The 12,814-nt window shown below is 70.9% G+C and carries 9 protein-coding genes; 2 read left to right on the forward strand and 7 right to left on the reverse strand.

Annotated features, from left to right (window positions below; translation table 11 throughout):
- Nucleotides 1–54: 54 nt before the first annotated feature.
- From ACWCP0_RS01270 to guaA, 4 genes are all read right to left on the reverse strand, one after another.
- Entirely contained in the window at nucleotides 55–1,296 is a 1,242-nt protein-coding gene (locus ACWCP0_RS01270; protein ID WP_451076805.1) for a hypothetical protein, read from the reverse strand.
- A gap of 124 nt (nucleotides 1,297–1,420) precedes the next feature.
- On the reverse strand, nucleotides 1,421–2,233 hold the full coding sequence (locus tag ACWCP0_RS01275) for a class II aldolase/adducin family protein (RefSeq protein ID WP_451076806.1): 813 nt from the start codon (nucleotides 2,231–2,233) through the stop codon (nucleotides 1,421–1,423).
- A gap of 58 nt (nucleotides 2,234–2,291) precedes the next feature.
- Nucleotides 2,292–2,876: a Uma2 family endonuclease gene (locus ACWCP0_RS01280; RefSeq protein WP_451076807.1), complete on the reverse strand. Its 585-nt coding sequence runs from the start codon at nucleotides 2,874–2,876 to the stop codon at nucleotides 2,292–2,294.
- 124 nt (nucleotides 2,877–3,000) lie between these two features.
- Nucleotides 3,001–4,590 carry a glutamine-hydrolyzing GMP synthase gene (gene guaA, locus ACWCP0_RS01285; protein WP_451076808.1) on the reverse strand — a complete coding sequence of 530 codons (1,590 nt, stop codon included), beginning with the start codon at nucleotides 4,588–4,590 and terminating at the stop codon, nucleotides 3,001–3,003.
- Nucleotides 4,591–4,897: 307 nt separating this feature from the next.
- Here guaA and ACWCP0_RS01290 point away from each other — a divergent pair, with 307 nt between their 5' ends.
- Nucleotides 4,898–5,188 (forward strand): chorismate mutase, encoded by a 291-nt coding sequence (locus tag ACWCP0_RS01290; protein WP_351235452.1) that lies wholly within the window; start codon nucleotides 4,898–4,900, stop codon nucleotides 5,186–5,188.
- A 1,005-nt stretch (nucleotides 5,189–6,193) separates the two neighbouring features.
- The gene (locus ACWCP0_RS01295; RefSeq protein WP_451076809.1) at nucleotides 6,194–7,345 is read left to right on the forward strand and encodes an LPXTG cell wall anchor domain-containing protein; all 1,152 of its coding nucleotides are present in this window, start codon (nucleotides 6,194–6,196) and stop codon (nucleotides 7,343–7,345) included.
- 70 nt (nucleotides 7,346–7,415) lie between these two features.
- On the opposite strand, the gene ACWCP0_RS01300 is transcribed toward ACWCP0_RS01295, so the two are convergent.
- From ACWCP0_RS01300 to ACWCP0_RS01310, 3 genes are all read right to left on the reverse strand, one after another.
- Nucleotides 7,416–9,245 carry a GMC oxidoreductase gene (locus tag ACWCP0_RS01300; RefSeq protein WP_451076810.1) on the reverse strand — a complete coding sequence of 610 codons (1,830 nt, stop codon included), beginning with the start codon at nucleotides 9,243–9,245 and terminating at the stop codon, nucleotides 7,416–7,418.
- A gap of 50 nt (nucleotides 9,246–9,295) precedes the next feature.
- The gene (locus ACWCP0_RS01305; protein ID WP_451076811.1) at nucleotides 9,296–10,924 is read right to left on the reverse strand and encodes a succinic semialdehyde dehydrogenase; all 1,629 of its coding nucleotides are present in this window, start codon (nucleotides 10,922–10,924) and stop codon (nucleotides 9,296–9,298) included.
- Nucleotides 10,925–11,077: 153 nt separating this feature from the next.
- Entirely contained in the window at nucleotides 11,078–12,781 is a 1,704-nt protein-coding gene (locus ACWCP0_RS01310) for a serine/threonine-protein kinase (RefSeq protein ID WP_451076812.1), read from the reverse strand.
- Nucleotides 12,782–12,814 lie beyond the last annotated feature (33 nt).

Raw genomic sequence — 12,814 nt, forward strand, 5'->3', positions numbered from 1 at the left:
TACGGCTCATTCGGCGTCGCCGGGCGGCGTCGCGAGCGGCGTCGCCGAGCCCGCTCAGTCCGTGACGTCGATCGTCACCCGGTTCGACTCCGCCCCCGCCGCCGTCACGACCTGCACGTCGACACGCCCCGGCTCCACCTCGACGGGTACCGGGACGGTGACGCTCGTGTCCGTGGGGTTGGTGAAGCCGCCGGACACGGGCACCAGCGGGACATGGACGTGGACGGCACCGATCCGGACCGTTATGCGGGCCAGCCGGTCGGGAGAGCCGGCGCCCGGGGGGACGAAACCGGCGCCGCGGATCTCGATGTCGTCTCCCGTGCGGATGGGGCCGTCCAGGCCGCCGGGTTCGCGGGCACGGACGATGGAGAGCACCATGGGCCGGCCGCCCTCGGCGTACTTCCCCGCGAGATAGACGGCGGCGGAGACGAGCACGAGGGCGGCCAGCCCCCAGGGGAGGCGGGGCAGCTCTTCCGGGCGGCGGGTGAGCAGGACCACGGCGTGGACAAGGGCGGCGGCGCTGATGAGGACGTACTGCGCGTCCGGGAAGCTGCCGCGCCCGTCGTCGTCGCACAGCAGATCGGAGGGGTGCGGCCGGTCCGCCTCCACCTTCTGGAGGCGCTGGGTGAGGATGCGTACGGTGACGACGCGGCGTACGACGACCGCGACCAGGCAGCTCACCGCGACGAGGGTCAGCAGGGCGGTGGCGCGCCGGAGTCCGAGCCCTGCGGGGGCCGCGGCGGCCAGCCGGAACGCCAGGAACAGCACGGAGTAGGCGGCGCACAGCACCCACGCGGCGGCGACCACCCGTGACGTCGACAGCCGGTTGTCCTCGCCGACGAGCGGGGCGAGCAGTCCGCCGCGCGCCCGGTACAGCGCGGCCGCGCCGGTGAGCAGGGCGGCGAGACAGGCCGCGGCGGCCAGGCCCGCGGTCCGCGACACGGTCCAGCCGGGGCCGAGCGCGGTCACCGCGTGGACGAGGAACAGCAGGGCGACCCAGCCCCACAGCACGACGAGGGTGCGCCGCCAGACGACGTTGAGCCAGGCCTCGCCGACCGCGCGGCTGCGCTCGGCGACGGCACGCGCCGACTCGGTCAGCTCGTCGGAGATCCATTGCCGGGACGCGCCTTCGGAGTACGCCACTTGGACGGGCAGCCCCCGCCCGGTGGCGAGTTCGTCCCGGCGCGCTCCGAACTCGGCAAGGGCCCGCCGATGTCGCTCGCGCGCGCCGTGCGGACAGTCGCCGCAGGTGCAGCCACCGCCGTGCACGCTCTGTCCCGCTTCTTGCACCGCCACGGCGACGCACCCTTCGATTCGACCAACAACCCTGCAGTGCCAAGGAATTGTGCCGTACGAGCGCGCTCACGCACGCACCGGCAAGGCGGTGCGAGGGTGATTGACTCACGATCAAATTGACGTACTACGACATGAGTTCGGGCTCAGCGGTGGCGATCTGCCGCCACAGCGGCTGGTAGTTGATCCACGCGGCAAGATCACTGCCGAGCTGCCCGCGGGTGGCGACGGCGTACCTGTGCTCGATCAGCACCGGCTTTCCGGCCGCCCGCGCCGCCAGCTGTACCTGGGCGCAGCGCTCCATGGCGATGAACCACCAGGCCGCCGCGTCCACCGAGTCGCCGACCGCGAGCAGCCCGTGGTTGCGCAGGATGATGCCCTTGTGCCCGCCGAGCGCGGCGGCGATGCGTCGGCCCTCGTCCGCGTCCACGGCCACGCCCGTGTACGCGTCGTACAGCGCGTGGTTCTCGTAGAAGGCGCAGGCCTCCTGGGTGATCGGTTCGAGCAGCTCGCCGAGCGCGGACAGGGCGCGGCCGTGGAGGGAGTGGGTGTGCGCGACGGCCACGGTCTCGGGCCTGGCCCGGTGGACCTCGGCGTGTACGGCGAACGCGGCCTGGTTGACGTGCCGGGTGCCCTCGACGACCTGTCCGTCACCGTTGACCAGGACCAGCGCGCTCGCGGTCATGGACGCGAACGGCTCACCGAAGGGGTTGACCCAGTAGCAGTCCGGGAACTCCGGGTCCCGGGCGGTGATGTGCCCGGCGACGCCCTCCTCGTACCCGAAGCGCGCGAAGAGGCGCAGCGCCCCGGCGATCCGCTGCTTGCGGTACGCCCGCTCGTCGGCAGGGGACTCGTGGACGGGCGGCATGGCGAAGTGGAGCCGCTCGACGGGGACGGGGGCAGGTGCGGGTGCGAATGCCCCGGCCGGAGTCTCGGTCATGGGGCGGAAGGTAGCGCCGACCACCCCAACTGACCAGAGATTTCACGTGCCTTGCGGATCAGAGGTTGTCGATCTCCGCGAGGTCGAAGTCGATGTCGAAGGGGACGGAGAGCTTGAGCCGGTCGTGGAACGTACCGGATGACTCGTAGACGCGGGTCTCCTTGTCGAGCTCAAAGGCATGGACGACCGGGCGTGCCTTGGGCTCGGCCATCTCGACCCGCCAGAAGTACGGGATCCCCGCGCCGGCGTACTTGTGCGGCTTGGTGTCGGTGTCGCGGGACTCCGAGTCCGGCGAGACCACCTCGATCGCGAGCAGGACGTCCCTGACCTGGAAGTAGGTCTGCTGCGGACTTCTCGCCGCCGTGGCCCGTACGACGAGCACATCCGGCTCCGGGCCGTTGCGTCTGTCGATCACCACGGTCATCTCGCGAACGACCTTCAGCTCGGGTGGCACAGTGCTGCGGAGCCCGTTCACCAACAGGTCGATCGCGATGCTGTGGAAATAGCGTTGCGGGCTGACGAAAACCAGGCCCCCGTCGATCAGCTCGGTGTGCGGCGGGAGGTCGGGCAACGTCAGCAGGTCGTCCACGGTGTAACCGTCCTGCGGCGGCACCGGCCAGTGGTGCGCGGTCTCAGCGGTCATGAGGATTCCTCCCATGGACGGGATTCTGGTCCGTATGGGCAGCGTACCCAGCCGATACGACAACACCGCCGCCCAAACGAATGAGCGACGGCGTCGGCGTTGACCTGCTACGTATGCGTAGGGGTCACTCCCACTCGATGGTGCCCGGCGGCTTCGACGTCACGTCCAGCACGACGCGGTTGACGTCCGCGACCTCGTTCGTGATCCGGGTCGAGATCTTCGCCAGCACGTCGTAGGGCATCCGCGTCCAGTCCGCCGTCATGGCGTCCTCGCTCGACACCGGGCGGAGCACGATCGGGTGCCCGTACGTCCGGCCGTCGCCCTGGACACCCACCGACCGCACATCGGCGAGCAGCACGACCGGGCACTGCCAGATCTCACGGTCGAGACCGGCCGCGCTGAGCTCCTCACGGGCGATCGCGTCGGCCTCGCGCAGCAGGTCCAGGCGCTCCTTCGTGACCTCGCCGACGATGCGGATGCCGAGGCCCGGGCCCGGGAAGGGCTGGCGGTGGACGATCTCGTCCGGCAGGCCCAGCTCCTGGCCGACCATCCGGACCTCGTCCTTGAACAGCTTGCGCAGCGGCTCGATCAGCTCGAACTCGAGGTCCTCGGGAAGGCCGCCGACGTTGTGGTGCGACTTGATGTTCGCGGTGCCGGTGCCACCGCCGGACTCCACCACGTCCGGGTAGAGGGTGCCCTGCACCAGGAACTGGACCGGCTGCTCGCCGTGCGCGCCCGCCTCGGCGACGATCTCGGCCTGCGCCTGCTCGAAGACCCGGATGAACTCCCGGCCGATGATCTTCCGCTTCTCCTCCGGGTCGGAGACCCCGGCGAGCGCGGTCAGGAACCGCTCCTGCGCGTCGACGACCTTCAGCGAGACCCCGGTCGCGGCGACGAAGTCCTTCTCGACCTGCTCGGTCTCGCCCTTGCGCATCAGACCGTGGTCGACGTACACGCAGGTCAGCTGGGAGCCGATGGCCTTCTGTACGAGAGCCGCGGCCACGGCGGAGTCCACGCCGCCGGACAGGCCGCAGATGGCGCGCCTGGCGCCGACCTGCTCGCGGATCAGGGCGATCTGCTCCTCGACGACGTTGTGCGTCGTCCAGGTCGGCTCGATGCCGGCGCCGCGGTAGAGGAAGTGCTCCAGGACCTGCTGGCCGTAGGTCGAGTGCATCACCTCGGGGTGGTGCTGCACGCCGTACAGCTTCTTCTCGTCGTTCTCGAAGGCGGCGACCGGGACGACGTCCGTGGACGCGGTGACGGCGAAGCCCTCGGGCGCGGCGGAGCAGGCGTCGCCGTGCGACATCCACACGGGCTGCTCGGCCGGGGTGCCCTCGAAGAGGGTGGAGCCGGTCCTGCTGACGTGCAGGTCCGTACGGCCGTACTCGCGGGCGCCGGAGTTGTCGACGGTGCCGCCGAGGGTCTGCGCCATCAGCTGGAAGCCGTAGCACATGCCGAAGACGGGGACGCCGGCCTCGAAGAGCGCGCGGTCGAGGCGCGGGGCGCCCTCCTCGTACACGGACGAGGGGCCGCCGGAGAGGATGATCGCCGCCGGGTTCTTGGCCAGCATCTCCTCCACCGGCATGGTGGACGGCACGATCTCGCTGTAGACCCGGGCCTCACGGACGCGGCGGGCGATGAGCTGGGCGTACTGCGCGCCGAAGTCGACAACGAGGACGACGTCGGGCGCGGCAGCAGGGGACGCTGAGGACACTACGGCGGCCTTCCGGCGGGGGTGGGAGGGTCTCTATTTGTCGATTCTACCGGCGCGTGGGGGTCCCTTTTCGTCTCACCATCCGAACCGGGATTGGCACCCGCGGGAACGAGAGGTCCATACTGACGCCCATGCGCAAGCACTCGACCTTCGTCTTTACCTATGGCATCCGGCCCGCCGGCTGCCATGGTCGTGCTGCTTGAGCAACTGACAAGCGACTTCCCAGGCGCCCCGGGCCGACAAGGCCCGGGGCGCGCTGTGTTTTCCGGGCTGGTCGGTCCGGGGCTACCGTCCAAGGAGCCCTCTCATGACCGCCACCTCCCTCTCGACCGACACCGGAGCCCGCACCGACGAGGCCGCGCAGGTGATCGGCAACGCCCGCGAGCGCATCGACGCCCTCGACGACCGCATCATCGGTCTGATCCAGGAACGGATGGCCGTCTCGGCCGTCATCCAGGAGGCCCGGATCACCTCGGGCGGCCGCCGGGTGAACCTCTCGCGCGAGATGGAGGTGCTCGGCCACTACAGGGACGCCCTGGGCAAGCCGGGTACGTCACTGGCGATGACGCTGCTGGAGCTGTGCCGGGGCCGCATCTGAGCACGTACATGCGTACGAGCCCGCTCTCACCCGTACGGCGCGTGACCGCAGGCCGCGGGGCTTCGTTGGTCCCCATGTCCGTGCCAGCCAGGGGCGGGCCCGAAGGAAGAATCCACGCGTGGCTCCGCTGGGGCGTGTGGCGTACCGCAGGTACGTCGTGGGACCTCGCCCCAGCGCGCGTGACCGGTCGGCAGGGGACAGCAGCCCGGTCACCCCAAGGGCGGTCGGCTCCGGGGACGCCCGGGGCCGGCCGCATCCGGTCGGAACCACTGTGTCGGCCGCAGTCGGCCGGCACGATGCGGAACCAGCGAGTCCCGCACTGCGCACCACCACTGCCCTTGGTCGAGACCGTCGGCGCGGCCGCGAGCACGCCGCCCCGACCCGGGCACCCCTTACGAGCGGCGCACCCCCCGGCGCCGCCCCTCGGCACCGACGCTGCCCTGACGTCGGTGCCGACAGCCAAGGGCCCCGCGGACGCGATGTCCGCGGGGCCCTTCCTGTCTGCTGTGGCCTCGGCTGTCTCCTCCACCGGGCCGCCCGGCTTCCGGCCGGCATCGCTCCACTCGGGCGTGGGCTCGGGAAAGGGCGGTGCGGTAGGCGGGTCGGGGCCGCGATGGGGATTCTGCGGCTCCTCCGGCTGCGCGGCCGGGGCAGGGCGGGACGACTTCCCGTCACCCGGCCCCTTTCCGCGCCCGTCGTGCGCGGCTTCGCCGTCCGGCTGGGGCCGGTCGTCTGCGCAGGCGTGCCGCTGGGCGAGGCGCCCGACCGGCCGCACCGGCGATGAGTTACGAGATGGACCCATGGCATATGCCTAGCGCAATGTGACAGGGGCCACATAAAGATTCTGTGAGGCGCCGTGCAACCAATGCCTCCGGTCACAGGTCATGCATGCGGAACCAACGGCCACACCCGTGACCCCACAACCGGGAACGGCCCACCAGACTCCGTACCGCGCGCTGCGGTACGCCGGACTTCGCTGAGGTCTTCATGAAGCTTCGCCGCGCTATGGCTGTCGCTGCCGCGACGGCTGTCATAGCCCCTGCCGCCTTCCTGGCGGCGCCGGTCGCGTACGCGACCGACGGCAACACCAGCACGACCTCTGCCGGCACCACCGGTGAGACGGGCACGACGGGCGAGACGGGCACCACGGGCGAGACCGGCACCACCGGCGAGACCGGCACCACCGGCGAGACCGGCACCACCGGCGAGACGGGCACCACGGGCGAGACGGGCACCACGGGCGAGACCGGGGAGACCGGCACCACCGGCGAGACGGGCACCACGGGCGAGACCGGCACCACCGGTGAGACGGGTACGACGGGCGAGACCGGCACCACGGGCGAGACCGGCACCACCGGTGAGACCGGCACCACCGGTGAGACGGGCACCACGGGCGAGACCGGCACCACGGGCGGGCCCGGCGAAGAGCCCGGCGGCGAACTCCCGCCGTACTGCGAGGAGATCGACGAGAACTTCGAGGAGCAGGCTCTCGACATCGAGATCTCGGGCCTGCCCGGCAAGATCGTCGCGGGCAGCGCCGCCGAGGAGTTCAACCTCACCATCGCGAACAAGTCGGATGCCGACCTCAAGGAGGTCGCCTTCTACGCCGAGGTCGAGAACTACGAGCTCGACGAGGACAAGTTCCTCAGCAAGTACATCGACCTGGAGTTCAAGCTTCCCGGCACCGACGAGTGGGTCGGCATCGGCGACAAGGAGTGGGCCGGCGGCTACTTCTGGGGCGTCGAGACCATGAAGTCCCAGGACTTCGTGAAGATCGACCTCCGCCTCACCATCGACAAGAACGCTCCGGCCGGCGACAGCTACTCCTTCGGCTCGGGCGGCTACCTCGGTGACGTCGAGGGCCAGGAGTGCATCGCCGAGAACGCCGGCGAGATCGTCGACTTCGTCGTCCTGGCTCCGGGCTCCTCGAACGAGGACCCGGGCGAGGCGAAGCCGGGCGACGAGAAGCCGGACGACAAGGGCCCCGACACCAAGCCGCAGGGTGACATCAAGGAGATCCCGGTCACCGGCAACCTCGCCGAGACCGGTTCCTCCTCGATGCTGCCCACCATCGGCATCGCCGGTGGTATCGCGATCGTCGCCGGTGCCGGCGTCGTCTTCGCGATGAAGCGCCGCAAGAGCGACGCGGTCGCGTAACACCGCACCACAGCAAGAGAGGCGCTGCACTCGGAGGGGGGTGCAGCGCCTCTCGTCTGTTCCGGGGCGGTCAGGAGGACTTGGGCGGGACCGCCGGCATGCCCAGGAACGGGAGGTTCAGCGCGCCGAAGGCGTCGGCCGGAACCGCCGGGGACTTCGGGGCGACCGGGGTGAGGCGTTCGTAGACCGTGCCCTGTTCCGGACGGCGGTCCGTCTCACCCTTGTTGGGCCAGAAGGACATCGCGCGCTCGGCCTGGGCCGTGATGGTGAGGGACGGGTTCACGCCGAGGTTCGCGGAGACCGAGGCACCGTCGACGACCGAGATGCCCGGGTGGCCGTAGAGGCGGTGGTACGGGTCGATGACGCCCGACTCCGCGGAGGCGCCGATGGGGCAGCCGCCCAGGAAGTGGGCGGTGAGCGGGGTGCCCATCAGTTCGCCGATGTTGGACCCGGCGAAGCCGTTGATCTCCTCCGCGAGGAGGGAGGCCGCGCGGGTGGCCTCGGGGATCTGGTTCGGGTTGGGGGCTCCGTGGCCCTGGCGGGCGGTGAGAAGGCCCTTGCCGACACCCTTGGGCTTGCGGTACGTGGTCAGGGAGTTGTCCAGGGACTGCATGACCAGGCCGATGATGGTCCGCTCCGACCAGCGGCGGTTGGACAGCGCGCGGACCGTGAGCCACGGGTGACGGGCGCAGTTGGCCAGCCAGGCCAGGACCCGGCGTGAGCTGTAGGGGACCTGGAGGACGGTCATGCTGCCCATCGAGTTCGAGCCCTTGCCGTAGCGGACCGGCTCGATGTGGGTGTGCTCGTCCGGGTGGATCGAGGACGTGATCGCGACGCCGCGCGTGAAGTCGACCGTGTCCGCGCCGTGGCGCCTGCGGTAGCGGCGGTTGTCGGTCTGGGCGCCGACGAGGGCCTCGGAGTTGGTACGGGTCAGCTCGCCGAGCCGCGCGGAGATGCGGGGCAGGAGCCCGCTGTCCTTCATCCGGTGCAGGAGCGTCTGGGTGCCGTAGGTACCGGCGGCGATGACGACGCGCTGGGCCGTGAACGTACGCCCCTTGCTCTTGCGCTTGTTGTCGCTGGGCAGGGTCTTGACGGCGAAGCCGCCGCGGGAGTCCTCGGTGACGGCGACCACCGACGTCATCGGGTGGATGACCGCGCCCGCCTTCTCCGCGAGGTGGAGGTAGTTCTCGTTGAGGGTGTTCTTGGCGCCGTGGCGGCAGCCCGTCATGCACTCGCCGCACTCGGTGCAGGCCCGGCGCGACGGGCCCGCACCGCCGAAGTACGGGTCGGGGACCTCCGCGCCCGGCTCGGCCTTCGCCGTGCCGACCTCATCCCTGCCGACGGCATCCTTCCCGTCCCCGAAGAAGACACCCACCGGCGCCATGTGGAAGGTGTCGCCGACGCCCATCGCCTGGGCGGTCGCCTTCAGATGCACGTCCGACGGGGTCATGGTCGGGTTGAGGCGAACCCCGAGCATGCGCTTCGCCTGGTCGTAGTACGGCGCCAGCTCCTCCTGCCAGTCCGTGATGTCCTTCCACTGCGGGTCGTTGAAGAACGGGGCAGGGGGGACGTACAGCGTGTTGGCGTAGTTCAGGGAGCCGCCGCCGACTCCCGCGCCCGCCAGCACCATCACATTGCCGAGCAGATGGATGCGCTGGATGCCGAAGAGGCCGAGGGCCGGGGCCCACAGGTAGTTGCGCAGGTCCCAGGAGTTCCTGGGCAGCGTCTCGCGCGTGAAACGGCGGCCCGCCTCCAGGACCCCGACGCGGTGGCCCTTCTCGGTCAGCCGCAACGCCGAGACCGCGCCGCCGAAGCCCGAGCCGACGACGATGACGTCGTAGTCGTAGCCGGATTCGGATGCGGAGTCGTCCTGTTCTTGGGCAGGGGGGACCTCGGACATGGCGGCTCTCCTCGTCGAGAAACGTGCGGGTGCGGGGTTGGGGGCGGGTGCTAGCGCAGGCGCAGGGCCTTCATGACCTTCAGGGACGTGCTCATGAACGCCGCGTACTTCGCGTCGTCCATGCCGAAGGACGGGGCCAGCGGGATCAGCCGCTGCTGTGCCACGGTCTGGGCCTCGGTGTACTTGAGGATGCCCTCGGAGCCGTGCCTGCGGCTCAGACCGGAGTCCTTCATTCCGCCCATCGGCGACTGCACACTGCCGTACGCGGGCGCGTACCCCTCGTTGATGTTGACCGTGCCGGTGCGCAGGCGGGCGGCGACGGCGTGGCCGCGCCTGCCGTCCTTCGTCCAGACACTGGAGTTGAGGCCGTACGGGGTGGCGTTGGCCTGCTCGATGACGTCGTCCTCGTCCTTGAAGCGGTAGAGGGAGACGACGGGGCCGAAGGTCTCCTCGGTGCACACGGCCATCGGCGCCTCGACGCCGTCGAGGATCGTCGGCTCGTAGAAGAGCGGGCCGATGTCGGTGCGGTGGACGCCGCCCGCGACGAGCGTGGCGCCCTTGGCGACGGCCTCCTCGACATGCCGTTTGACGGTCTCCAGCTGGCGCTCGCCGACGAGGGAGCCCATGTCGGCGCCGTAGGCGAGGGAGTTGCCGAGCCGCATCGCCTTCGTACGGGCCGCGAAGCGCTCCAGGAACGCGTCGGCGACGGACTCGTGGACGTACAGCCGCTCGATGGAGATGCACAGCTGCCCGGCGGAGGAGAAGCAGGCGCGAACGGCGCCCGCGGCCGCCTTGTCGATGTCGGCGTCGTGCAGGACCAGCATGGCGTTCTTGCCGCCGAGTTCGAGGGAGACGCCGATGAGGCGGGCGGCGGCGCCCTGGGCGACCTCGCGGCCGGTGCGGGTGGAGCCGGTGAAGGAGACGTAGTCGGCGTGCTTGACGACCTCGGGGCCGACGACCGGGCCTTCACCGATGACCACCTGGAAGACGCCGGCCGGGAGTCCGGCCTCGACGAGGAGGTCACGGGCCCACAGGGCGGTCAGGGCGGTCTCGGTGTCGGGCTTCATGACGACCGCGTTGCCCGCGACGAAGGCCGGGAGCGCGTCGCCGACCGACAGCTCCAGCGGGTAGTTCCAGGGGGCGATCTGGCCGACGACACCGCGCGGCTGGCGCAGTTCGGTGGTCTTGGTGAGGACGGGGACGACGCCGGTGTGCCGCTTGGGCTTCAGGTACGAGGGGGCCTTGCGGCCGTAGTGGCGGGCGGCGACGGCGACGGCGAGGACCTCTTCGTGGGCGTGGAGGCGGGCCTTGCCGGTCTCCAGCTGGATCAGGTCGAGCACCTCGGCCTGACGCTCCAGGACCAGGTCGTGGAAGCGGAGCAGCACGGCGGCGCGGGCGCGCGGCGATGTCGCGGCCCAGGCGGGCTGGGCGGCACGGGCGCGGGCGAAGGCCTCGGCGACGTCCTCGGGGGTGGACTCGGGCAGGTCGGCCAGCTTCTCCCCGGTGAACGGGGTGTGGTTGGCGGTGCGGCCGGAGCCGACGACACCACGGGTGAGCTGGGCGACCACCTCGGGGGTGACCACGTCGGCGGCGGAGCGCGCGCCGGCCGGGGCGGCGGCGACCGGGTTCGTGCCGAGGTGACTGCTGGGGTGGGGGGCGAGGGCCTGCGAGTCCGTCATGGGGGCGAGAGTATGACGCAATCAAGGCTTTGGGTACCCGTCGGTAACAGCTTTTCGCGAGGCCCTCACACCCCCGACCGGGCGCGTCCCTTATCGCGCCAGTGATCACTGGCGCGATAAGGCCTGATCAGGGGCTTGTCGAGCCCTGCGGACTCACAGACCCTGGATCTTCAGGTGCTTGACGACGTTCGTGAAGATCTCCTCACCGTCCTGCCGCGCGGCGCCCTCCGCCGGCATCGTCACCTGCAGCCGCCAGTACGACTTCTCCTTGTCCTTGCCCGGCACGATCAGCTCGTGCAGGCGGTAGCGGATCGGGTCGTCGCCCGACGAGCTGTACGGGATGTAGTCGACGGTCGTCTCGAAGGCCGGCTCGGCCTGGTACGTGACGTCCTTGGTGTCGACGTCGGGCTCCTTGTAGTCCACGCCGTTCTCGCCGCCCGCCGTGTAGTACTCGTCCCACACGTCCTTCTTGGGCTCGAGCACCTTGTCGGCGTTGTCCTCGGTGATCTCGACGTGCTCCAGGTAGATGCCGAAGACGCCGCTCGGGTCGCGGTACGTGACGCCGTCGCCGCTGTCGCCCTCGGAGCGCTCGTACTCGCTGGGAACGCCCACGTCCGCCGAGAGGATCTCGCTCTCGGGCCGCACCTGCCATCCCTCGGGCAGCTCGTCACCGCCGAAGGGCTTCACGAGGATCAACACGAGGGCGACGGCGACCGCGAGCACGCTGCCGAGCAGGCTGAACTGCGCGGGCCTGTTGCGGTGCAGGACCGGCGGCACCCAGCGGGAGCCGCCCGTCCCCGAAGCCGCCCCGGCCCCTGCGGGCCCGAACACCGCGGTCGGATCGAGCGTCGCCTGCGGCGGCCTGGCCACCGACTCCAGCGTCGCGCGGATCTCGGCCGCGCCCGGCCGGGCCGCCGGGTCCTTGCGCAGCAGTTGCATCACCAGCATGCCGAACGCCCCGGAGCCCCGCGCCGGCATCTGCGGCTCGGCGGACAGCACGGCCTGGAGGGTGGCGGGGGTGTGCGAACGGCGGTACGGCGACATGCCCTCGACCGCCGCGTACAGCACGACGCCCAGCGACCACAGGTCCGACTCCGGCCCCGGCCGCTGCCCCAGCACCCGCTCGGGCGCGATGAACTCGGGCGAGCCGACGAACGCGCCGGTCTCCGTCAGCCCCTGCTCGCCCTCGACCTGGGCGATGCCGAAGTCGGTCAGGACGACCCGGTCGCCGCTGCCGAGGAGCACGTTGTCCGGCTTGACGTCCCGGTGGAGCACACCCGCCTCGTGCGCCGCGGACAGCGCGCCGAGAACGGCGAGTCCGATGCGGGCCGCCTCACGGACGTCGAGGGTGCCCTCCTGGAGCCGGTCGCCGAGAGACTGACCACGGACCAGTTCCATCACGATCCACGGCTTGCCGTCCTCGATGACGACGTCGTGCATGGTGACGACGGAGGGATGGGAGATACGGGCCGCGGCGCGCGCCTCGCGCTGCATCCGGAGGTACACGGTCTCGCGCTCGCGCTCGCCCAGGTGCTCCGGCACGCGCGGTTCCTTGACGGCGACGTCGCGGTCCACGACCTCGTCGTGGGCGCGCCACACCGTGCCCATCCCGCCGTGGCCGAGCCGGGCGACGAGGCGGTAGCGGCCGCCGATGAGCCGGCCGTCGGACCCCTGGGGCGCCTGCGCCTGCGGGGCGTACTGGGTGGGCTGGTGCGCCTGGTGCGCCTGGTGCGTGGCTTGGGGCTCCGCGCCGTTCTGCTGCTGCATCGGGTGCTGCGCCTGCGGCGGCACCGGATGCTGCGGCGGTTGCAGCGCATAGCTCGTGGGCTCGTGGGCCCGTCCCCCGTCGTTCGTCATGTTCACATCCTGGCGAAACGCGACTGCGGTCGC

The organism is Streptomyces sp. NPDC001970 (assembly GCF_053594115.1).

What these genes read in the sequence shown, in the direction of transcription:
- ACWCP0_RS01290 (WP_351235452.1), top strand. Translation starts at nt 4,898, where the DNA reads ATGACCGCCACCTCCCTCTCGACCGACACCGGAGCCCGCACCGACGAG.
- ACWCP0_RS01295 (WP_451076809.1), top strand. Translation starts at nt 6,194, where the DNA reads ATGGCTGTCGCTGCCGCGACGGCTGTCATAGCCCCTGCCGCCTTCCTG.
- ACWCP0_RS01300 (WP_451076810.1), bottom strand. Translation starts at nt 9,245, where the DNA reads ATGTCCGAGGTCCCCCCTGCCCAAGAACAGGACGACTCCGCATCCGAA.
- ACWCP0_RS01275 (WP_451076806.1), bottom strand. Translation starts at nt 2,233, where the DNA reads ATGACCGAGACTCCGGCCGGGGCATTCGCACCCGCACCTGCCCCCGTC.
- ACWCP0_RS01310 (WP_451076812.1), bottom strand. Translation starts at nt 12,781, where the DNA reads ATGACGAACGACGGGGGACGGGCCCACGAGCCCACGAGCTATGCGCTG.
- ACWCP0_RS01280 (WP_451076807.1), bottom strand. Translation starts at nt 2,876, where the DNA reads ATGACCGCTGAGACCGCGCACCACTGGCCGGTGCCGCCGCAGGACGGT.
- ACWCP0_RS01305 (WP_451076811.1), bottom strand. Translation starts at nt 10,924, where the DNA reads ATGACGGACTCGCAGGCCCTCGCCCCCCACCCCAGCAGTCACCTCGGC.